Origin of the sequence: Kitasatospora sp. NPDC051164 (genome assembly GCF_044455625.1) — a bacterium.
Lineage (GTDB): Bacteria > Actinomycetota > Actinomycetes > Streptomycetales > Streptomycetaceae > Kitasatospora.
Genome location: NZ_JBITFB010000018.1, coordinates 160,187 through 180,386, shown reverse-complemented (window position 1 = coordinate 180,386; position 20,200 = coordinate 160,187). Strand labels below are relative to the sequence as shown.

Sequence of the window (20,200 nt, the reverse complement as noted above, 5' to 3'; positions counted from 1 at the left end):
AGGACGCAGCCGGCCGGACGAGACAGAGGCGAGAAGTGAGCGCGCAGAGCCCCGCCCGCTGGACGGACCCGGAGCAGCAGGAGCTGGAGGAGCGGGTCGCCGCCGCCGAGCTCGCCTGGCTCAGCATGGACGTGGACGTCCAGACGCTGCGGGTCGAGATCGACAACTTCGCCCTGATCCACCACCAGCTGCTCGGCCCGCTCTACGCCCGGCTGGACGAGCTGGACGCGCTGGTCGCCGAGGCCATCGCGGCCCGCACCGGACTGCCCGAGGACCGGCGCCGGGCCGCCGAGGCACGGCAGCAGGTCGAGGAACTGCCGGACCTGGACGCGCTGTTCGACTCCGTGCAGGAGCAGCGGGAGCAGTCCGGCCAGGGGGAGGAGGCGGCCCCGCCGCCGCCCGCCGCGCCGAGCCGGGTGCGGCCCGGCAAGGACGCCCAGCGGATCTACCGCGAGCTGGTCCGCCGCGCCCACCCCGACCTCACCACCGACCCGGCCGAGCAGCAGCGCCGGGCCGCCTTCCTGGCCCGGGTCAACGAGGCCTACGCGTTCGGGGACGCCGCCGCGCTGGAGGGCCTGGCCGCCGAGTGGTCCACCGCGCCGGAGGCCGCGCCCGCCCTCGACTCCGCCGACCGGTCGGACTGGCTGCGCCGCCGGCTGGACTGGCTGACCGCCAAGATCGCCGAGACCGCCACCGAGCAGGTCCGGCTGGAGCAGACCCCGATGGGCGAGCTGCTCGCCCTCGCCCCGCAGGACCCGGACCGGCTGCTCGAGCAGCTCGCCGAGGAACTGCTGGCCAAGGCCGCCGACCGGCAGGCCGAGCTGGAGCGGCTGCTCGGCGGCCACGGCCCGGCGGCGGAGGACCACGGCCCGGTGGAGAGCCACGGCCCGGCGCCGGTGGGCGACAATGGCACGGACCCGACCGTCCCCCAGCCTTCGGCCGGGAGGTACCCCCCTCAGGAGAGCCACACGATGTTCGCGCAGATCCCCACCGCCGAAGCCGCCGCCGTGCCCGCCGACGCCGTCCTGCTGGACGTCCGCGAGCAGGACGAGTGGGACGCCGGCCACGTGGACGGCGCACTGCACATCCCGCTGGGCCAGGTGATCGGCCGGCTCGACGAGCTGCCCGACGGGAAGCTGTACGTGCTCTGCCGGGTCGGCGGCCGCTCCGCGCAGGTCGTCCAGTACCTGGTGCAGCAGGGCCGTGACGCGGTGAACGTGGACGGCGGGATGTACGCCTGGGAGGGCGCCGGCCGTCCGATGGTGAGCAGCACCGGCCAGGACGCCTTCGTCCTCTGAGGCGCCGGAGCTTCCGAGGAGGCCTCACCTCCCGTCCTCCTGGGCCGGTCGCCCGGTAGGGCAGGATGGGCGCGCGAGTGCGCCGGTACCGGACCGGGCGCCGCCCGCCGACCGGGCTGGGGAGGCCATGACGGAGACGACGGACCGGCCGGCCCGGGGGCGGGCCTGGTCGAGGCCCGCGCAGCTCGTCCTCGGCCTCGCCGGGGTGGCACTGATCGGCGGCACCGGGCTGTTCCTCGCCGCGGTGTTCCTGCACGTCGCGCCCGCCAACTCGCTGTCCCGGCAGTACCGGAACGCGGTCGACGGCGTGGTGTACCCGGAGTTCGAGCAGAACTGGAAGCTCTTCGCGCCCAACCCCCTGCAGCAGAACGTCAGCCTGGACGCCCAGGTACGGACCGTCGCGGCCGGCGGGACGACCACCACCCGCGACTGGACCGGGCTGACCGCGCGGGACATCGCCGCGATACGGGGCAACCCGGCGCCCAGCCACGTCGACCAGAACCTGCTGCGCCGGGCCTGGGACTTCTACGACAGCTCGCACAACCCGCAGGACGAGGCGCCGACCAACGCGCGCGGCAAGCTCGCCGAGCAGTACCTGAAGCGGATCGCGCTGCAGCGGATCGGCCGGGAGGCGGACGGCGAGCGGATCCTGGAGATCCGGTTCCGGGTGACCACCGCCACCGTCCCGCCGCCGGCCTGGAACGGTGAGGCCGCGCCGCCGGCGCCCAAGGTACGGGAGCTGCCGTGGTGGCCGGTGGCGGACGAGGACTACCGGGGGCTGCTCGGATGAACGAGGTGTCGGCGCGGGATCCCCGGCCGGACGCGGCGGCGCCGTCGGAGCGGGAGGCGCCGTCGGACGGAGTCGTACCGGCCGACGGTATCCCCCGACAGGCCGGTGCCGGGCAGCCGCACGCGCCGGCGCCGCGCGGGCCGGGGGCGGCCGAGCTGCTCGGACGGGCCGTCGAGGCCTTCACCGGACGGGTGCTCGGACGGCATCAGGCCGCGGTCGTGCGGATCGGGTTCGGACTGGTCTGGCTCGCCTACCTGCTGCGCGAGTGGCCCAACCGGCGGGTGCTGTACGGCGACCGCTCCCCCTGGTCGATGGAGCTGGCCGAGCGGTTGCTGGGCGATGACGGTGCGTTCACCGTGCTGCCCTGGTTCGGCGGCCGGCCCTGGTTCGAACTGGTCTACCACCTGGCGGTGCTGGCGGCCCTCGCCGTGCTGCTGGGCTGGCGCACCAGGGCGAGCACCGTGCTGTTCCTGGTCACCGTGCTGTCGCTGCAGAACCGCGACGTCTTCCTCGGCGACGGCGGCGACAACGTCGTCCACCTGATGGCGGTCTACCTGGTCTTCACCCGCTGCGCCGAGGTCTGGTCGCTGGACGCCCGGCGGGCGCGGACCGGGCGGTCCGGCGGGTGGTCCGGGTGGTCCGGGGTGGCGCTCTGGGCCGTCCTCGGGGCGGCCCTGGCGGCCTGTCAGTTCGGCGATTTCTCCGGCGAGAGCCTGACCTGGACCAGCCGGACCTTCCCCCACCTCGGATGGTCGCCGCTGTTCTGGGGACTCTGGGCGGTCGCCGGGACCTGGTGGACGCTCGGGCGGCTGCGGCCGGACGGCGAGCCGCGGGCCCTGCTCGACGCGCTGGCCACCATGGTGCACAACTGCGCGATGCTGGTGATCGCCGTCGAGGTGGTGCTGATCTACGCCACGGCCGGCTGGTACAAGGTGCAGGGCACGCGCTGGCAGGACGGCACCGCGCTCTACTACCCGCTGCACCTGGACTACTTCGCCCCCTGGCCCGGGCTGTCCGCGCTGGTCGGCTCGGCGCTGCTGCCGGTCTTCCTGATCTCGTACGGCACCGTGATCGTGCAGGTCGCCTTCCCGTTCACGCTGCTCAACCGGCGGGTCAAGAACGTGCTGCTGGCCGTCATGATGCTGGAGCACGCGGGGATCGCGGTGGTGCTCGGGCTGCCGGTGTTCTCGCTCGCGATGATCGCGGCGGACGCGGTGTTCCTGCCGACCGGCGCACTGCTGTGGACGGCGGCGCGAGTGAGCCGGATCCGGACCCGTCGGATCCGGCGGGAGCCCGCACCCTAGGATGTCGGTATGTCCTGGTTCGCTGCGCTTCGTGACACCGCGCGGACCGGACTCACCCTGGACCGGGCGCTCACCGACCCCAAGCGGGCCGTGCGCGGGGCGGTCGCCGTGGCGCTGGTGCTCTTCCCGACGCTCGCACTCGGCGGAGTCGCCCTCGCCACCTCGGCCGCGATGGGCGCGTTCATCGCCGGCTCGGCCACCTTCCAGCGCAGCTTCCGCCCCCGGGCCAGCCTCGCCGTCGCTGCCGGAGCCGGACTCGGGATCAGCACCTTCCTCGGCTACCTGGCCGCCGGGGTCCCCGGCCTGTTCCCCGTCCTGCTCGCGGTGTGGGCCTTCGGCGCCGGGCTCGCCTGGGCGATCGGACCCACCGCCGGGGTGGTCGCGACCAACACCGTCTCGGTGATGCTGATCGTCGTGCAGCTGCCCGTCAGCGCCACCGCCGCGCTCGGCCACGGGCTGGTCGCCGCCCTCGGCGGAGTCGCCCAGGCCGCCGTCATCACCCTCTGGCCGATCGGCAGTTGGACCGCCCAACGCGACGCCCTCGCCGACACCTACGCCGAACTCGCGGACTACGCGCGCCGATTGCGGCAGGACCCCACCGCGCACGTGGACCCGGAGCCGTTCATGACCGCCCGGCACGCGGCCGCCCTCACCCCCTGGCAGGACCGCCACCGGCCGCCCGAACTGCGCGGCCTGCGCGGCATCGCCGAACGGATCCGGCCCACCCTCGCCGCGCTCGCCGACCCCAAGGTCGGCGCCCCCGAAGAAGGACCGGAACGCGACCGGGCCCGGGAGGTGCTGGCCGCCTCCGCCGACGCCATGGACGCCCTCGCGCGGGCGATCCGCACCGGCGACCCGGTCCGGCTCCCCCGGTCCGCGCCCTCGCTCACCCTGTTCCGGCCCGACGACGACGGACCTCGGCTGCAGGGCGCCGCCCGGCGCTCCGCCCGACGGCTCGGCGGGCTGCTGCGCAAGGCCGCGGACACCCTCGACCGCAGCGACGAGGACACCATCACCACGCCCGTGGTCGGGGCCGGCGGGGCGCTGCACAAGCCGTCGATCGTCCGGATGCTGCCGGTCGCGCTGCGGGCCGTCCGCCGCCAGCTGCAGCCCCGCTCGGCGATCTTCCAGCACGCCGTCCGGCTCACCGGGGTGGTCACCGTCGCCTACCTGCTGGCCCGGCTCGCCGGGTTCCACCACGGGTACTGGGCGCCGATGACCGCCGCGATGGTGATGCGGCCGGACTTCGCGCAGACCTACAGCCGGGGCGTCGCCCGGCTCGCCGGGACGGTCGTCGGGGTCGCCGTCTCCACCCTGGTGGTGCAGCTCGCCCACCCCGGCGAATGGGTGCTGGCCGCGCTCGCCGTGCTCTGCATCGGCGGGGCGTACCTCGCCTTCCGGACCGGGTACGCGCTGACCACGGTCGGCATCTCGACCTACGTGGTGTTCCTGCTCGGACTGCAGGCGGGCGACCCGCTGGTGACCGCCGTCGAACGGGTCGGGCTCACCCTGCTCGGCGGGTCCCTCGCACTCCTCACGTACGCGCTGTTCCCGACCTGGCAGACCGCCCGCCTCGGGGAACGGCTCGCCGAATGGCTGGCCGGGGCCGGGCGCTACGCGGGGGCGGTGATCGCCTGCTACGAGAAGCCGTCCGCGCCGCGCGGACGGGCCGTACGGAGCGCGCTGCTGGACTCGCGGGAAGCCCGGTCCGAACTGGTCCAGGCGATGCAGCGGGCCGACGCCGAACCGGGGCGCCACGAGTCCGGGCTGACCGGGGTGAGCCGGCGCCAGATCGACCGGGCCCGGGCGGCGGTCGGCCACCTCGGGCGGGCGGCGGTGCTGCTGGAGGCCCACCTGCCGGCGGCGGACGCCGAACCGGTCGCGGGGACGGGGGACTACGCGGAGGAGCTGCGGCTGGCCACGGCGCTCGCGGCGGGGGCGCTGCTCACGGGGCGACCGGTGGAGTTCGGGGCGATGCGGGACGCCCAGGAGCGGTTGGAGGAACGGCTGGCGGAGGCGCCGGCGGGGGTGCAACGGGATGTGGTGCGGGCGGGGACACGGCTGGTGGGGCAGGCGCTGCGGGATCTGGAACGGGCCCTGCGGGGGAGCGCGGAGGCTCGTTAGACGGAGGCTCTCGGGAGGGTGGGAGAGTGGGCGGTATGGGTGACGACGAGCTGGTGCGGGCGTGGCGGGTGGCCGAGCGGGAGCCGGGGGCGGTGCTGCTGGACGGGTTCCACGCCTTGAAGCACGCGCTGCGCTTCGGCGGTGACGTCCGGCGGGTGGTGACCGCCGACCGGGTCGCGTTGCTGGCGCTGGCCGCCGAGCTGGCCGGGGACGTGGTTCCGGCGCTGGACGGGCTCGCGGTGGAGCTGCCGGAGGCGGTGCTGCGGACGCTCGCGCCCCGGCCGCACCCGACCGGGGTGATCGCGCTGGCCGTGCGGCCCTCCCCCGAGGCCAACCTGGCGGCCCTGGCCGAGCGGCCGCGCCGGGCGCCGGTGGTGCTGCTGGAGAACCCGCGCAACCTGGGCAACGTCGGGGCGGTGATCCGGCTGGCGGCCGGGTTCGGCGCCACCGGGGTGGTGACCACCGGTGACCTGGACCCGTGGCACCCGACGGTGCTGCGCGGCAGCGCGGGCCTGCACTTCGCCACCGCCGTCGAGCGGCTGACCCTGCCGCAGCTGCCCGCCGGGCCGCTGTACGTCCTGGACCCGGAGGGCGCGGACATCCGGGACCTGCCGTTCCCGGACGACGCGCTGCTCGCCTTCGGCACCGAGCGGCACGGCGTGTCGGCGGAGCTCAAGGCGCGCGCCGACCAGCTGGTGGCGGTGCCGATGCAGCCGGGGGTGTCCAGCTTCAACCTGGCGACCAGCGTCGCGATGGGGCTGTTCCACTGGATGTCCGGGAAGCGCTGAGGCGCGGCGCCGGGTCGGGCACCGCGCGTCGGCGGGACGGTCAGGGGTGCTCAGGACGATCAGGGCGATCGGGGCGTCAGGAGAAGAGCCGGCGCCAGGTGTCCGGGCCCGGGTAGCCGTCGGCCTCGGCGCCGCGCCAGCCCTGGGCGAGCTGGAAGGCCTGGGTGGCCTTGCGGTCGGCCTCGCCCCAGCGCGGGCCGGGGCCCTCGGTGTAGAAGCGGGCGCCGCCGCGCTGCACCAGCAGCCGGCCGAGCTCGGTGACGTACGCGTTGTCGGCGCCGGGGCCGAACTTGTCGGCGCCGGGGAAGGCGGTCGCGGAGGTGCCGTCGTTGCTGCCGCCGTCGGTGCTGCCGCCGGACGGGCCGGTGTAGCGGTACGGGACGTAGGAGCCGGAGTTGTTCCAGTACGCGTACGGGGTGGAGCGCTTCCTGGTGCCGGGGGAGGTCTGCTCGTAGGCGACGTACTTGGTGCGGGAGGAGTCCGTCCAGCCGCCGAATATCGTCACGTGTGAGCCGGCCTGCGGGTTGGCCGGGTTGTTGTAGATCAGGACGTCGCCGGGCCGGAGGTCGTTCTTGCCGATCCGTTCGGCGACGTCCGGCAGGGTCCAGGTGGTCTGGCTGCTGCCGAGGCCCCAGGCCATCGAGACGAAGCCGGAGCAGTCCTGGCGGTAGCCGTCCGACCAGTAGCGGCTCATGCTGTACGGCACGCGCTGGTCGACCCAGCTCTGCGCGCGCTGGATGATCTGGGCCCGGGTGAGCGGCTGGGCGGTGCCGGGGGTGGCGTAGGCGCGGTCGTCGGTGTCGGCGGCCTGGCCGTAGGGGCCGGTGACCTCGCCCTGGGGGGTCTGCGGGGGCTGGGCGGTGCTGCTGCCGCCCGGGGTGGGGCTGGGGGCGGGGGCCGCGGCGGCCGAGCCGGCGGCGGCCGTTCCGCCGCCGATCGCGGTGCCGACGGCGGCCATCAGCACGGCGGCCCGGCGGCGGATGCTGCGGGCCGCGGCGTGTCCGCCCTCGTGGACCGGCGCCGCGTGCAGCCGGGCGCGGCGGCGGGCACGGCAGCCCCCGCATATGCAGTCCTCCTCCGGTTCGACCTCGTCGAACTCGATGAGCGGGGACAGGGGGTCGGTAACGGTCATGCTCCGCCTCTTTCCCGCGGTCCTTCCCGGTCACGGCCTGACGGACTGATGGCGTGACAGGACTGGCCTTCCCGGGCCGGCTCCGCGTGTTATCGGGACCAAAGTCCCAAAACAGACGGAGTGCGGCGCGGCGGATTGAGCTGCGCGGGTGACAGCCGTTCGGCTCCCGGGCGTGGCGCGGAGGGGCGGCAGCCGGTAGTGCCGGTGGGAACCTGAGGCGGGATCAGCGCGGGATGGCGGGCGAGTACTCGGGGTCGGTCCAGATCAGCGGGGTGGCGTCGGCGAGTTCGACCACGCCGGTGACGGCCAGCTCGACCATCCGCTCGGCGCCCGGGGCGGCCTGCCGGGCCTCCTGCGACCAGTCGGTGCGGGCCTCACCGGTGACCAGCAGTGCCCCGCCGGTCTCCCAGTCGGGCAGCAGCAGGCCGGCCCGCGGGTCCAGCTCCAGGTTGCCGAGGGTCATGAACATGCTGTTGCCGGGGTACTCCGGCCAGCGCAGCCGGTCCGGGGCCACCGCCTCCAGGAAGCCGGGGAAGCCGCCGCGGTGGGAGGCGTCGACGCTGCCGTCCGGCCCGGTGGTGGCGATGAAGAAGGTGTCCGAGGTGGCCGCGAGGAGGCGCTGTGCGGTGGTCAGCCGCGGGCCCGCGGCGACCGTCCGGGGCGGGCCGGCGGCCGGGCGGTCCAGCGGGGTGCGGCGCTGGATGTACTTCGGGCAGTTGGAGACCACCTCGTCGGCGCCGACCAGCAGCCCGCCCCGGCCGTCCGGGACGGAGCCGCCGTTGAGCCGCATCCGGCGCCGCCCGGCCGGGTCCAGGGCGATGGTGCCGACCCGGGCCGGGCGGTCCAGGGCCTCGGCCAGCGGGTCGGCCTCGGCCGGACGGGCGGCGACCGACATCGTCCGCTCGTCCGCCGCCCGCAGGAAGCCGGCCGGGCCGGCCAGCTGGGTGGCCCAGATCCGGCCCTCCGGGTCGGCGGCGCCGACGACCAGCATCCGCCGCTCGGTCAGGAAGCGGGCGGCGACCGCCGGGATGGTGCTGCGGATCGACCGGCCGGCGTGGTCGGCCCGCTCGGTCCGGCCCGCCCGGGCCTGGGCGGCCCGCTCGCCGGCGTGGTACGGCGTGCTGATGGTGGTCATGGTCGGCTCCTCCCGGGGGCTGGTCGGACTCGGTCGGACAGTGGTGGTCTAGAAGAAGCCGCAGGTCGGGGCGCCGGTGGTGGGTGCGGCGGCCTCGGTCTCGTCCACGCCGGTGCGGGTGTAGACCTCCAGCCGGATGCCGTCCGGGTCGGTGAAGAAGATGCCGCCGGAGGCCGAGCCCTCGTTGTGCGGGACGACGCCGTCGTAGGCGAACTCGGCGCCGAGTTCGCGCAGCAGCCGTTCGGTGGCGCGGACCTCGTCGAGGCTCTCGACCTCGAAGGAGAGGTGGTGCAGGCCGGGGTTCGCGGTGGCGAAGGTGCCGGCGCTCTGCTGCCAGAGGGTCACCACCAGGCGGCCGTCACGGCCGAGCAGGGCGAAGCGGCGCTCGGGGTCGGTGCCCTCGTGGGTGACCTGGAGGCCGAGGACCGCGCGGTAGAAGTCGATCGAGCGGGCCAGGTCGGTGACGTTCAGGCCCACGTGGCCGGTCTGCAGGGTGCGGAGCAGGGTGGTGCTGGACATGCCTGGTCACTCCCGGAGGCTGGGGCTTCCGGTGGGGCTCATGCCTAACCGGTACTCATGAGAGTAGAAGTTAGGTGATGATCCGTCAACCAGTACGTGGTGTTGAAGGGGTTAGGCCTGTGGGGGTGGGAAGGCGAAAAGCCCGCCGGACCTGACGGTCCGACGGGGCTCGGGAAGGCGGAAGGTGGGGGGCTTGGAAGTGGGCCGGGCTACGCCCACTCCCACCGGATGCCGATGTGGCCCGGCTGCTGGTCCGGGGCCAGGACGTGGGCGCTCGCCGAGGCGCCGATCCACAGCTGCTCGCGGCGGTGGTCGACGTCGGCGCCCGGCTCGCGGTCGTAGCGCTCGCAGTGCGCCGGGACGGCGGCCGGGTCGAAGTGCACCTGGAGCACGTACTCGCGCACCTGGGTGGCGAAGCGGCGGCTGTACTCCAGCGTCGGGCCGCCGGGCGGGATCTCCACCTCGTACTCGAAGACCGTGCTGTCGCCGAGGCCGAGCGGGCGGTCCAGCATCAGCTCGGCGACGGTCAGCCCGACCTCCGGGCGGCGGCGGACCCGGCCCAGCCGGCCGTGCCGCACCGAGGTGATCTCCGGGCAGCCGGTGGCCTCCTCGTCGGCCTTGTGCACGACCAGGCAGCGGCCGACGCCGCCGACGGTGGCGCGCACCACCTGGCGCATCCGCAGCAGGTTGGCGCGCCGCTCGGCGTCCACGTAGTACGAGTCGTGGATGCTCAGGCGCTCCAGCTCGCCGGCCGGCGGGGCGTCCAGCTCGGCGAAGATCGAGGAGATCTCCTGCTCGCCCGGCCAGACGTCCTCCAGTCCGAGGTGCAGGGTGTTGGCCGTGGCGGCCCAGCGGCCGCGCGGGCGGGGCGGGCCGAGCAGCGAGGAGAGCGCGCTGTGCGGCAGGCCGAGCAGCTCTTCCAGCAGGTGGACGGCGCGCAGCGAGCTGGCCCGCTCGGGCTGGCTGCGGCCGCGTCGCCAGTAACTCAGCGTCGTGACGCTGACTCTGACGCCGCGTTGGGCGAGGGCTGCGCGGATCCGGTCCAGGCTGAGGCCGCTGGCCTCGATGGCCAGGTGCAGGGTGTCCGCGAAGCCGCCGACCGGGGCGAGCCGGCCGGGGGACGGCGTCGGCGGCACGGCCGGCGTCGGCGTGGTGGCCGGCGTCGGTGGCGCGGTCGGCGCGGGTGCGGGCGGCTCGGGGCGCTCTGCGTGCGACCCGACCAGCCGCAGCCGCGCGGCGTCCTGAGGTTGCTGTGCGGCCATACGGTGACCCTCCCCACCAGGTGAGTTCGGTGGGACCGGACCGACGCCGGGGCGCGCCGCCAGCGACTTCACCGAGCTTTGGGGAACCCTATGCACGGTCGAGAGGCTACGTCATCAGTCGTGCGTATGACAGTGGTCACGGCAGGTCGACCGGATGGTTATCGATCTTGAAACAGTCCGGAAACACGGCGCTTACCGGGGCCCGGCCCCGGGGCCGGGGCGGGGCCTGCCGGCCGGACGTGACACCGCCGGGGCGGGCCCTCTCGGCGCCGCCCCGGCGGGGGTATCGATGTGGTGCTCGGCGCGACCCGGGGTTACCGAGCGCTACCGGTGGGTGATCAGCTGATGTTCAGCGCGACGTCGTCGAGCACGAAGCTGGTCTGCTGGGAGGAGTCCTCGGTGCCGGTGAACGTGATGGTCACGGTCTGGCCGGCGAAGGAGGTCAGGTCCAGGGTGCGCTGCACGTAGCCGGCGGCGGCGTTCGCGTTGGAGTACGTCGCCAGCGTGGTGCTGTTGGCCTGGACGGTCAGCTTGTCGTACGCGGTGGAGCCGGTCTCCGCGGTGTCGATGTGCAGCCAGAAGGTCAGCTTCGCGGAGGCGCAGCCGGCCGGGATCGAGACGGTCTGCGACACGGTGTCGGTGTGGGACGAGCCGTAGCCGTCCATCCAGGCCTTCCAGCTGCCCGCGTGGGCGGCCTGGGAGGAGCTGTTGTCGACCACGCCGCTGGAGGTGGTCCACGGGGCGGCGGTGCCGGTCTCGAAGCCGCCGTTGCCGACCAGCTGGGTGGCGGTGCAGCCGCCGGGCGGGGTGGTGGTGCCGCCGCCGCCGAGCAGGGCGGTGGTCAGCGCGTCGGCGACCGGGGAGCCCCAGCCGGTGACCTGGTCGTAGCCGGCCTTGGCGGGGAAGTCCTGGTTGGATCCGGTGGACACGTCGTGGAAGACGCTGCCGGCGCTGCTGCTGTTCGCGACCGTGTACAGCCGCGGGCTCGCCTCGCCGAGGGCCGGCTGCCCGGCGGCCTTGGCCTTCTGGTTGAACTGGGCCGCGTAGCCCGACCAGAGCGGCGCGGCCGCGCTGGTGCCGCCGTAGACCTGCCAGCCGCCGGCCGTGTAGATCGCGAAGCCGCTCTGCGGGTCGGCGTTGGACGCGACGTCCGGGACGGTGCGCATGGTGCCGCTGACGCCGGTGCCGGTCTGCCAGCTCGGCTTGCTGAACACGGTGGAGACGCCGCCGCCGGCGGTGCTCCAGGCGCTCTCCGAGGAGTAGGTGTTGCTGCTGCTCACCTTGAGGTTGGTGCCGCCGACACCGGTCTGGTGCGGGCTGGACGCCGGGAAGTCGACCGCCTTGACGGTCGAGCCGCTGGTGGAGCGGGTGCAGTCGCGCGAGCCGTCGTCACCGGAGGCGGAGAAGATCGAGATGCCCTGGGCGGCGGCCTGCTTGAAGGCGTTGTCGACGGCCGTCATCGAGGCGGCGGTGGTGTCCGGCTCGCAGGAGCCCCAGGAGATCGAGATGACCGAGGCGCGGTTGTCGGCCACGATCTTGTTGGCCATGTCGATCTCGCCCTGGTCGCTGTTCGGGGCCTCGTAGACCAGCTGGGTGGCCTTGGGCGCCGCGCCGCGGACGATCTCGCTGTCCAGCTCGACCTCGCCCTGGCCCTGGCCGGGCTTCGAGTCGTAGTTGGCGCCGTCGACCGAGACCGTGGAGACGGCCGGGCCGGTCAGGCCGTACTGCGAGTCGTAGGTGGTCAGGTTGGTCTTGCTGTAGCCGTCGAACTCCCAGAGGGCGACGGTCGTGCCGGTGCCGTCGGCGCCGGTCTTGTTCAGGTTGTACGCGCCGGTGTACTGCGCCGGGGCCATGCCGTTCGGGGTGGCGGTGGCGGCGTTCGGGGCGATCGCGTTCGGCGTGGCCAGGCGGTTCTTGCGCACCGCGTGGTTGTCCAGGCCGCTGACGCCCTGCACCACGCCGGCCAGGTCGGCCGGGATCGAGGCGGCGGCGTCGTTGGCGAAGAAGGCGCGCTGCAGCTGCGGGTCGACGTAGGAGCTCTCGTGCGTGCCGAAGGCCTGCGAGACCTGCGCGGCGGTGCCGTGGGCGTTGACGACCTGGCGGTTGGCGCTCACGTCGGAGACGGTCAGGCCCTGGGCGGCCAGGTAGGTCTTGACCTGGGCGACGTCGGCCTGGGTCGGGCCGAACCGGGCGGTGAACTGCTCCGGCGTCAGGTACTTGCCGAACTCCGGGGTTCCCGGGGTGGCAACCGCGGTGAGGAAGCGGTCCAGGGCGTCGGCGTTGCGCAGCTTCAGGCTGACGGCCACCGAGATCTGCTGCTCGGCCGGGACGTCGCCCTTCTTGTCCGAGTGGGCCACCGCCGGGTTGACGGTGTTCGGCAGGGCGACGCGCGGGGCGGCGTTGGGGGTGGCGGCCTGCGCGGCGGAGACGCCGAGCGAGACGGCGGTCAGCGGAAGCACGGCTATCGCGGCGGCGAGAGCAAGGGAACGGGGGCGCAACGGATCCTCCTCTGGCCGGCTGTGGGGGCCGGCAAGGGGCCAGGCGTTCCGGGGTCGAGAACGCTGGCTCGAACATGACAGAACCGGTGTGCGAAGTGGTTCATGATCAAGCAATTCGTTGCTAAAAAACAGTCAAGTGTGGAGGGCGGGAAACTCCGGGAGTCCATACAGTGAATGACCGGAATTCACGGGACGGTCCATACCAATTCCCGGTGCGCGGCACGGACGTAGAATCGGGTGGAGCCGAGGGAGAACGATGACTGACGTGATGGCAGACCCGAGGGACCCGCGACCGCTGATCGGCGAGCCGCTCGCGCTCGACCTGCTCAACACGCGCTGGGCCGGGACACCCGTCAACGACCTGCTCGCCGGGGTCGAAGGGTACGGGATCTGGCTCTCCTCCGCCGGACTGGGCGACCGCTGCGAGGCCGACGACGCGGGCCTGGCGGCGATCCGGCAGGCTCGCGAGGCGATCCTGGTGGCAGCCCAGGACGCCCGTGAGCAAGGCGAGTTGAGCACCGGGGCGCGGGACGGGCTGGACGCGGTGCTGGCGCACGGGCGGATCCGGCGGACGGCCGGACCGGGCGGGGCCGAGGACCGGGTCGAGGCCGACCGGCCGGAGTGGCTGGCGCCCTGGCTGGCCGCGGACGACTTCCTCGCGGTGCTCGGGCAGGGGGCGCCGCGGGTGAAGCAGTGCGCGCACGAGGCGTGCATTCTGCATTTCTTCGACGCCTCGCAGAACGGGCGTCGGCGGTGGTGCCGGATGGCGGTGTGCGGGAATCGCGCGAAGGCGGCGCGGCACTATGTGAAGGCCCGGGGTTAACGGACGACCGAACGAATGGTCGGGGCGGCGGGGTTCGGGCGGCGGGGCCCCGGCGTTCGAACGGCGTGGTCCGGGCGGGCGCGCGGAGGAAGGTGCGCGCCCGCCCGGACCGGGGGTCAGGCCGGGGTGCCGAGCCAGGTGGTGAGGGCGGCGCGCAGTTCGCCCTGGCCGGGGTCGACGGCGCCCCAGGCGACGTAGCCGTCCGGGCGGATCAGCAGGACGGTGTCGCGCAGCTTGCCGTGCGGGTCGGCGGGGGCGGCGGAGACCATGCGGTCGGCCCAGGGCTCGGCGGCGGCCAGCTCGTCGTTGCTGACCAGGACGAACCTTCCGGCGCGCAGCGCCTCGTAGAGCCGCTCGGGCGCGGCCGGGCCGCCCTCGACGGGCTGGCTGAGGGCGGTCAGCCGCAGGTCCGGGACGCGCTTGCCGACCTGCGGGTGGGCATCCTTGGGCGCGGGGTAGGAGATGCCGATGCCGGAGACCAGCCGGGCGCCGCGCTCGGTGACCAGGTCGAGGTGGCCGCCCAGCGCGGTGAGCGCCCCGCGCAGGGCGCGGGTGGGGGCGGACTCGGCGAGGGCGAGCCGGATCAGCGCGCCGGAGGTGCGCAGGACCGTCTTGCCGACCGGGTGCCGCTCGGTCTGGTAGGTGTCCAGCAGGGCGTCGGTGGCCTGCCCGCGCAGGGCGGCGGCGAGCTTCCAGGAGAGGTTGGCGGCGTCCTGGAGGCCGGTGTTCATGCCCTGGCCGCCGGCCGGGGAGTGGCAGTGGGCGGCGTCGCCGGCCAGGAAGACCCGGCCGGAGCGGTAGTTGGGGGCCTGGCGCTCGTCGCTGTGGAAGGTCGAGCTCCAGCGCACGTCGTGCAGGCCGTAGTCCTCGCCGAGGATGGCCCGGGCGAGGGCGGTGAGCTGCTCGGACGTGGGGGCGGTGCCGTCCGGGAAGCGCTCGTTGCGGTCCCAGGCGATCATCCGGAACCAGCCGTCGCCGAACGGGGCGAGGAAGGCGAATCCGGTCTCGTTGGCGCCGACGGTGATCGCCTCGGCGGGTTCGCGGTCCAGCCGGACGTCGGCCAGCACCACGGAGTCGACCACCGATTCGCCGGGGAACGGGATGCCGAGCAGGTCGCGGACGCCGGAGTGGACGCCGTCGGTGCCGACCGCGTACGCGGCGCGGTGGGTCCGGCCGTCGGCGGTCTCCAGGGTCACGCCGTCGGCGTCCTGGCGCAGCCCGGTGACCTCGGCGCCGCGCAGCAGGGTGGCGCCGGCCTTCTCCGCGCGCTCCAGGAGCAGCCGTTCGACGTTGTACTGCGGGGTGATCAGGACGAACGGGAAGCGGGTCTGCAGCGAGCCGAGGTCGACGGTGAAGCGGTCGAACATCTTCAGCGAGCCGAGCGGACGGCCGGTGGCGATGAGGTCCTCGGCGAGGCCCCGGGCGTCCAGCAGCTCCAGGCTGCGGGCGTGCACGGCGAAGGCCCGGGTGAGGTTGGACTCGGCGGCCCGCTTCTCCAGCACGGTGACGCCGACGCCGGCGGCGGCGAGGTCGCCGGCGAGCAGCAGCCCGGTGGGTCCGGCACCGACGATCAGGACGTCGGTTTCGGTCGTCGGCTTCACGGCCATGTATCAGCTCCCGTTGTTCGGAGGGCGGTTGGACGCCGTTCCCGGCGTTCTCCCAGCCTCCATCATCGCTGGCCCGGCGGGAGCTGTGAACCGCCGGGCCCCGGCGGTGGGTGACCGCCGGGGCCCGGAGGGTGCCGGTGCGAACGCTCAGCTGTGCCGGCGGATCTCCACCGTGCGGAACCGGTTGGCGACGAACGCGCCGTCGCAGTAGGCGGAGTTGGCGGCCGGGTTGGCGCCGGTGCCGTGCAGGTCGGAGAAGGCGGCGGTCTGGTTGGGGTAGACGCCGCCGGTCAGGTTGAGGGAGAGCGAGACGCCGGAGTCCAGCGCGGCCTCGACCAGCAGCGCCTCCACCTCGGGGGAGGTGGTGTAGCCGGAGGCCGTCATGGCGCCCTTCTCGCGGACGGTGGTGCGCAGCAGTTCGATGCCGGCGGCGGTGGACTCGACGGCGACGGCGAAGGAGACCGGGCCGAAGCACTCGCTGCGGAAGACCGAGCGGTCGTCCGGCTTGTCGGCGTTCAGCTTGACCAGGGCGGGGGTGCGGACGGTCGCGCCGGGGAACTCCGGCGAGGTCACCGCGCGCGGGGCGAGGGCGAGCTCGCCGTACTCGCCGCCGGCCGCGGCGGCCGAGCGCTGCAGCACGCCCGGGTTGACCACGGCGCCGAGGATGGCGGCGGCGCGGGCGTCGTCGGAGAGCAGGCCCTCGATCGCGCCGGCCAGGTCGGCGACCACCTCGTCGTAGGTCTTGTCGCCCTGGTCGGTGCCGATACCGCCGCGCGGGATCAGGACGTTCTGCGGGGTGGTGCACATCTGGCCGCTGTAGAGCGAGAGCGCGAAGGCCAGGTTGCCCAGCATGCCCTTGTAGTCGTCGGTGGAGTCGATGATGACCGCGTTGACGCCGGCCTTCTCGGTGTACACCTGGGCCTGCTTGGCGTTCTCCTCCAGCCAGTCGCCGAAGGTGGTCGAGCCGGTGTAGTCGATCATCTTGATCTCGGGGCGGACCGCGAGGGTCGCGGCGACGGTGCCGCCCTCGTGCTCGGCGGCCAGGCAGACCAGGTTGGGGTCGAAGCCGGCCTCGGCGAGCACCTCGCGGGCGGTCCGGACGGTCAGCGCGAGCGGCAGCACGGCCCGCGGGTGCGGCTTGACCAGCACCGGGTTGCCGGTGGCCAGCGAGGCGAACAGGCCGGGGTAGCCGTTCCAGGTGGGGAAGGTGTTGCAGCCGATCAGCAGCGCGAGGCCGCGCGGGACGACGGTGAACTCCTTGGTCATCACCAGCGGCTCGCGCTTGCCCTGGGGCTTGGTCCAGCCGGCCTGCCGGGGCAGCCGGGTCTGCTCGGCGTACGCGTAGGTGACGGCCTCCAGACCGCGGTCCTGGGCGTGCGGGCCCCCGGCCTGGAAGGCCATGCCGTAGGCCTGGCCGGTGGTGTGCATGACGGCCTGGGCGAACTCGTGGGAGCGGGCGTTGATCCGGTGCAGGATCTCCAGGCAGACGGCGGCGCGCTCGAGCGGGGAGGCGGCGGCCCAGCCGGGGCGGGCCGCGGAGAGCGCGGCGATCAGCCCGTCCGGGTCGGCGTGCGGGTAGGTGATGCCCAGCTCGACGCCGTACGGGGAGGCCTCGCCGCCGACCTGGTCGCCGTCGGTGGGGTGGCCCTCGAGGGCGAAGGGCTTGCCGAGCAGGGCGTCGAAGGCGGCCTTGCCGTCCGCCGGGCCGCTCTCGCCGTACGCCTTCGGGAACTCGGGGTAGGGCGACCAGTAGTCGCGCTTGGCGGCGGCGGTGAGCGCGGCGTCCAGGGTGGCCTGGTGGCGCTCGACCAGCTCGCTGACGAGGGGGTGGGTGACCGCTGCGGACATCTGTGCGCTCCTCAGAGGGGAGGACGGGACACGTCACAGAGTAACCGAACGATCGGTCGGCTCAAGAGGGTGCAGCGGTGGGAATCCGCCGGAACGGACGGAGGGCGCGTCCGTGGCGGACGCGCCCTCCGTGGGCCCGGACGAACCGGCCTGTCGGTCGGGGCCGGTTTACGGCACACCCAGCTCGAACAGCACGTACCCCCCGTACCAGCCCGAAGCCATCGCGCCGGTGCCCAGCACGGCGGCCAGCACCGGCCAGCTCAGCTTGCGCATCCCGATCGCCAGCGCGACGAACAGCGGGAACGCGGGCAGCAGGTAGCGCGAGGTGTTGCCGAAGATGCCGAGGCTGCCCAGCACCGAGACGATCGTGGCCAGCGTGTAGGCGGTCACCACCAGCGGCGGGCGCAGCCGGATCATCAACACGATCAGCACCGGCAGGCTGAGCACGATCAGGGTCGCCAGTAGATCCGGCACCGGGAACGCGAACGGGTAGTCGCCGCGGCCCAGCAGCACGCCGCGGATCGCGTGCCAGGTGCCCTGGCCCCCGTCGAAGTAGTGCAGCCAGGCGTCGTGCTGCAGCCGGAAGTACCCGCCCCACTCGCCCATCCGCCAGCCCACCCAGCCGACGTAGCCGAGCAGGCCGAGCGGGGCCAGCAGCATCGCGGTCAGCGGACGCAGCACACCGCTCTCCCGCCGGTACAGCTCGACCAGCGCGGCCAGGCCCACCGCGCCGATCAGCGCCGCCGCGGTCGGCCGGTTCAGCCCCGCGACCAGGGTGACCACCCCGGCCGTGACCCACTGCTTGGTCATCACGAAGTAGCAGGCCCAGGCGGCCAGCGCGACGAACGTGGAGTCCGAGTACACCGCCCACTCGGCCCCCGAGCCCGGGGCGATCGCCCAGATCCCGGCCGCGATCACGCCCGCCCGGACGTCCCCGGACAGCTTCTCCACCACGGCGTAGATCCCGGCGGCGGCGAACAGCGACGCCACCACCGACACCAGCATCCCGGCGCCGTACAGGCCGAGGCCGGTGACGTCCGAGGTCAGCCGCATCAGGCCCGGGTAGAGCGGGAAGAAGGCGGCCGAGTTCTGCTCGACGTTGAAGCCCTCGGGCCCCGGGATCGCGACCAGCGCCGGGTGGTAGCCGAACTGGGCCACCTGCTGGTACCACCAGCCGTCCCAGCTGGCCAGCACGTCCCACGGGTTGGCGCCGCCGCCGAACCGGGCGGGCTTCTTGGCGTAGTCACCGGCGAAGGAGAGCAGCTTCATGAACACGGTGAAGCCGATCAGCTTCAGCACCGCGTAGCACCACACGGCCGGGCCGAAGCGGATCACCAGGGCGCGGCCGCGCTCCTGCCAGGTGCGCGGGTCCTCCGGCTCCCCGCTGCGCTGCTCGGGCACGTCGGAGGCGACTGCCGGTATTACGTTCATCAGCCGTGGACCCCAGCCTGCTGGACGTGGACGGATCGTCCGCAGAGTCTAGGGCCTGCCTTCGAACCCCCGCCTGCGTGGCGATGCTCCCCGAGCCTTCGGCCAGGGCGGGTGCGGAGCGGGACGACCCGATCGCGTACCGCGTGGGGCGGCCGGGGATACTCGGAGGATGGCCGATCACACCACGCGCACCGCCTACACCGTGGAGTCACTGCTCGCGGTGACCGTCGACGTCTTCAACGAGCGCGGTTACGACGGCACCTCGATGGAGGACCTGTCCCGGGCGGCCGGGATCTCCAAGTCCTCCATCTACCACCACGTCCGCGGCAAGGAGGAGCTGCTGCGGCTGGCCGTCGGGCGGGCGCTGGACGGGCTGTTCGCGATCCTCGCCGAGCCGGCGGCGGTCGAGGGCCCGGCGGTGGAGCGGCTGGAGCACGTGGTGCGGCGCACCGCCGAGGTGCTGCTGGCGGAGCTGCCGTACGTGACGCTGCTGCTGCGGGTGCGCGGCAACACGGCCACCGAGCTGTGGGCGCTGGAGCGGCGGCGGGACTTCGACCACCAGGTCGCGGAGCTGCTGCGGGCGGCGGTCGCGGACGGCTCGCTGCGCGCGGACGTGGAGCCGCGGCTGGCCACCCGGCTGCTGTTCGGGATGATCAACTCGATCGTGGAGTGGTACCGGCCGGGGCTGAAGTCCGCCGACGGGGTCGCGGACGCGGTGGTGCACCTGGCCTTCGACGGGCTGCGGGCGCGGTAGCCCTGCCCCCCGACCTCGGCCCCCCATACCCAGGACCCACCCCCCGCCCCGAGCCGAAGGGGCGCGCCGGTGCCGAAAGGGAGAAGCGAGGAGGACCGAGGAACGAGGGCCTTGGAGCGCCGACCGTCGGCACCGGGTCAGAGCGCCCCGGAGGCGAGCGGGCGAGTAACTGGGCGCCCCGGAGGCGAGCGGGCGAGCAACTGAGCGCCCCGGAGGCGAGCGGGCGAGTAACTGAGCGCCCCGGAGGCGAGCGGGCGAGCAACTGAGCGCCCCGGAGGCGAGTGGGCCCAGAAAATCAGAGCGCCGGATCCGGGGGGACCTGGTCGGTCTCCTCGAAGACCAGCATGGTGCGGGTGCCGAGCACCTGGGGGATGGACTGGATGCGGTTGAGCACGAGCTCCCGCAGGGCCCGGTTGTCGGCGGTGTGCACCAGCAGCAGGACGTCGAAGTCCCCGCCGACCAGCGCGATGTGCGCCACCCCGGGCAGCTCCAGCAGCTGCTCGCGGACCGTGCGCCAGGAGTTCTGGACGATCTTCAGGGTGAGGTACGCGGACGCCGCCTGGCCGGCCCGTTCGTGGTCCACCCTGGCCGTGAAGCCGCGAATGATGCCGTCCTCGACCATCCTGGAGATCCGGGCGTACGCATTGGCCCGGGACACATGCACCCGCTCGGCCACCGAGCGGATCGAGGCGCGACCGTCCTGCTGCAGTAGCCGCAGGATCGACCGGTCGACCCGGTCGAGTCTGGACATCTGTTCAGCCGACATGACCCCCCACCCTCACCGTTTGGACGTACTGCCACCAGTCGACCGCTGCTCAGGCCGAATGTCCACCACCTTGTCACGCTTCTGGTCAAGATGAACAGACGACCGAACAATCGGTAGGGAG

The 20,200-nt window shown here is 73.8% G+C and carries 16 protein-coding genes; 7 read left to right on the top strand and 9 right to left on the bottom strand.

The window, feature by feature from the left end:
• Positions 1–35: 35 nt before the first annotated feature.
• From ACIBEC_RS26720 to ACIBEC_RS26700, 5 genes are all read left to right on the top strand, one after another.
• Positions 36–1,298, top strand: coding sequence for a rhodanese-like domain-containing protein (locus ACIBEC_RS26720; protein ID WP_360498139.1), 1,263 nt, complete (start codon positions 36–38; stop codon positions 1,296–1,298).
• A gap of 127 nt (positions 1,299–1,425) precedes the next feature.
• On the top strand, positions 1,426–2,088 hold the full coding sequence (locus ACIBEC_RS26715) for a DUF5819 family protein (RefSeq protein WP_360498137.1): 663 nt from the start codon (positions 1,426–1,428) through the stop codon (positions 2,086–2,088).
• Entirely contained in the window at positions 2,085–3,392 is a 1,308-nt protein-coding gene (locus ACIBEC_RS26710) for an HTTM domain-containing protein (RefSeq protein WP_360498135.1), read from the top strand. The genes ACIBEC_RS26715 and ACIBEC_RS26710 overlap by 4 nt, the downstream gene beginning before the upstream one ends.
• A gap of 9 nt (positions 3,393–3,401) precedes the next feature.
• The gene (locus ACIBEC_RS26705) at positions 3,402–5,516 is read left to right on the top strand and encodes an FUSC family protein (RefSeq protein WP_360498133.1); all 2,115 of its coding nucleotides are present in this window, start codon (positions 3,402–3,404) and stop codon (positions 5,514–5,516) included.
• Between the two features lie 35 nt (positions 5,517–5,551).
• Positions 5,552–6,304, top strand: coding sequence for an RNA methyltransferase (locus ACIBEC_RS26700; protein WP_360498131.1), 753 nt, complete (start codon positions 5,552–5,554; stop codon positions 6,302–6,304).
• Positions 6,305–6,380: 76 nt separating this feature from the next.
• On the opposite strand, the gene ACIBEC_RS26695 is transcribed toward ACIBEC_RS26700, so the two are convergent.
• The 5 genes from ACIBEC_RS26695 to ACIBEC_RS26675 all read right to left on the bottom strand — a co-directional run bounded on the left by ACIBEC_RS26695 (position 6,381) and on the right by ACIBEC_RS26675 (position 12,850).
• Positions 6,381–7,436, bottom strand: coding sequence for a peptidoglycan-binding protein (locus ACIBEC_RS26695; RefSeq protein WP_360498130.1), 1,056 nt, complete (start codon positions 7,434–7,436; stop codon positions 6,381–6,383).
• 223 nt (positions 7,437–7,659) lie between these two features.
• Positions 7,660–8,571, bottom strand: coding sequence for a pyridoxamine 5'-phosphate oxidase family protein (locus tag ACIBEC_RS26690; RefSeq protein WP_360498128.1), 912 nt, complete (start codon positions 8,569–8,571; stop codon positions 7,660–7,662).
• Positions 8,572–8,619: 48 nt separating this feature from the next.
• A complete protein-coding gene (locus ACIBEC_RS26685; protein ID WP_360498126.1) occupies positions 8,620–9,090 on the bottom strand; it encodes a VOC family protein in 471 nt (156 codons plus the stop codon).
• Positions 9,091–9,299: 209 nt separating this feature from the next.
• Positions 9,300–10,352, bottom strand: coding sequence for an XRE family transcriptional regulator (locus ACIBEC_RS26680; RefSeq protein WP_360498124.1), 1,053 nt, complete (start codon positions 10,350–10,352; stop codon positions 9,300–9,302).
• 338 nt (positions 10,353–10,690) lie between these two features.
• Complete coding sequence (locus ACIBEC_RS26675; protein ID WP_360498122.1) at positions 10,691–12,850, bottom strand: protease pro-enzyme activation domain-containing protein; 2,160 nt, start codon at positions 12,848–12,850, stop codon at positions 10,691–10,693.
• A 256-nt stretch (positions 12,851–13,106) separates the two neighbouring features.
• On the opposite strand from ACIBEC_RS26675, the gene ACIBEC_RS26670 reads away from it, so the two are divergent.
• Positions 13,107–13,673 carry a CGNR zinc finger domain-containing protein gene (locus ACIBEC_RS26670; RefSeq protein WP_360498120.1) on the top strand — a complete coding sequence of 189 codons (567 nt, stop codon included), beginning with the start codon at positions 13,107–13,109 and terminating at the stop codon, positions 13,671–13,673.
• A 116-nt stretch (positions 13,674–13,789) separates the two neighbouring features.
• Here the strand turns inward: ACIBEC_RS26670 and ACIBEC_RS26665 are convergent, their stop codons facing one another.
• From ACIBEC_RS26665 to ACIBEC_RS26655, 3 genes are all read right to left on the bottom strand, one after another.
• On the bottom strand, positions 13,790–15,280 hold the full coding sequence (locus ACIBEC_RS26665) for an FAD-dependent monooxygenase (RefSeq protein WP_360498118.1): 1,491 nt from the start codon (positions 15,278–15,280) through the stop codon (positions 13,790–13,792).
• A gap of 147 nt (positions 15,281–15,427) precedes the next feature.
• Positions 15,428–17,128, bottom strand: coding sequence for a phenylacetic acid degradation protein PaaN (paaN, locus tag ACIBEC_RS26660; RefSeq protein WP_360498116.1), 1,701 nt, complete (start codon positions 17,126–17,128; stop codon positions 15,428–15,430).
• A 168-nt stretch (positions 17,129–17,296) separates the two neighbouring features.
• Positions 17,297–18,559 (bottom strand): hypothetical protein, encoded by a 1,263-nt coding sequence (locus ACIBEC_RS26655; protein ID WP_360498114.1) that lies wholly within the window; start codon positions 18,557–18,559, stop codon positions 17,297–17,299.
• A gap of 169 nt (positions 18,560–18,728) precedes the next feature.
• Between ACIBEC_RS26655 and ACIBEC_RS26650 the strand changes: the two genes are divergently transcribed.
• Positions 18,729–19,313, top strand: a complete 585-nt coding sequence (locus ACIBEC_RS26650; protein ID WP_360498112.1) for a TetR/AcrR family transcriptional regulator — start codon at positions 18,729–18,731, stop codon at positions 19,311–19,313.
• 295 nt (positions 19,314–19,608) lie between these two features.
• Here the strand turns inward: ACIBEC_RS26650 and ACIBEC_RS26645 are convergent, their stop codons facing one another.
• Positions 19,609–20,079, bottom strand: a complete 471-nt coding sequence (locus tag ACIBEC_RS26645; RefSeq protein ID WP_360498110.1) for an Lrp/AsnC family transcriptional regulator — start codon at positions 20,077–20,079, stop codon at positions 19,609–19,611.
• Between the last annotated feature and the right edge of the window lie 121 nt (positions 20,080–20,200).

Excerpts from the sequence above, each read along its gene's own strand:
- ACIBEC_RS26650 (WP_360498112.1), top strand. The coding sequence starts at position 18,729 with ATGGCCGATCACACCACGCGCACCGCCTACACCGTGGAGTCACTGCTC.
- ACIBEC_RS26685 (WP_360498126.1), bottom strand. The coding sequence starts at position 9,090 with ATGTCCAGCACCACCCTGCTCCGCACCCTGCAGACCGGCCACGTGGGC.
- ACIBEC_RS26665 (WP_360498118.1), bottom strand. The coding sequence starts at position 15,280 with ATGGCCGTGAAGCCGACGACCGAAACCGACGTCCTGATCGTCGGTGCC.
- ACIBEC_RS26695 (WP_360498130.1), bottom strand. The coding sequence starts at position 7,436 with ATGACCGTTACCGACCCCCTGTCCCCGCTCATCGAGTTCGACGAGGTC.
- ACIBEC_RS26710 (WP_360498135.1), top strand. The coding sequence starts at position 2,085 with ATGAACGAGGTGTCGGCGCGGGATCCCCGGCCGGACGCGGCGGCGCCG.
- ACIBEC_RS26700 (WP_360498131.1), top strand. The coding sequence starts at position 5,552 with ATGGGTGACGACGAGCTGGTGCGGGCGTGGCGGGTGGCCGAGCGGGAG.
- ACIBEC_RS26670 (WP_360498120.1), top strand. The coding sequence starts at position 13,107 with ATGACTGACGTGATGGCAGACCCGAGGGACCCGCGACCGCTGATCGGC.
- ACIBEC_RS26655 (WP_360498114.1), bottom strand. The coding sequence starts at position 18,559 with ATGAACGTAATACCGGCAGTCGCCTCCGACGTGCCCGAGCAGCGCAGC.
- paaN (WP_360498116.1), bottom strand. The coding sequence starts at position 17,128 with ATGTCCGCAGCGGTCACCCACCCCCTCGTCAGCGAGCTGGTCGAGCGC.
- ACIBEC_RS26715 (WP_360498137.1), top strand. The coding sequence starts at position 1,426 with ATGACGGAGACGACGGACCGGCCGGCCCGGGGGCGGGCCTGGTCGAGG.
- ACIBEC_RS26705 (WP_360498133.1), top strand. The coding sequence starts at position 3,402 with ATGTCCTGGTTCGCTGCGCTTCGTGACACCGCGCGGACCGGACTCACC.
- ACIBEC_RS26680 (WP_360498124.1), bottom strand. The coding sequence starts at position 10,352 with ATGGCCGCACAGCAACCTCAGGACGCCGCGCGGCTGCGGCTGGTCGGG.
- ACIBEC_RS26690 (WP_360498128.1), bottom strand. The coding sequence starts at position 8,571 with ATGACCACCATCAGCACGCCGTACCACGCCGGCGAGCGGGCCGCCCAG.
- ACIBEC_RS26645 (WP_360498110.1), bottom strand. The coding sequence starts at position 20,079 with ATGTCGGCTGAACAGATGTCCAGACTCGACCGGGTCGACCGGTCGATC.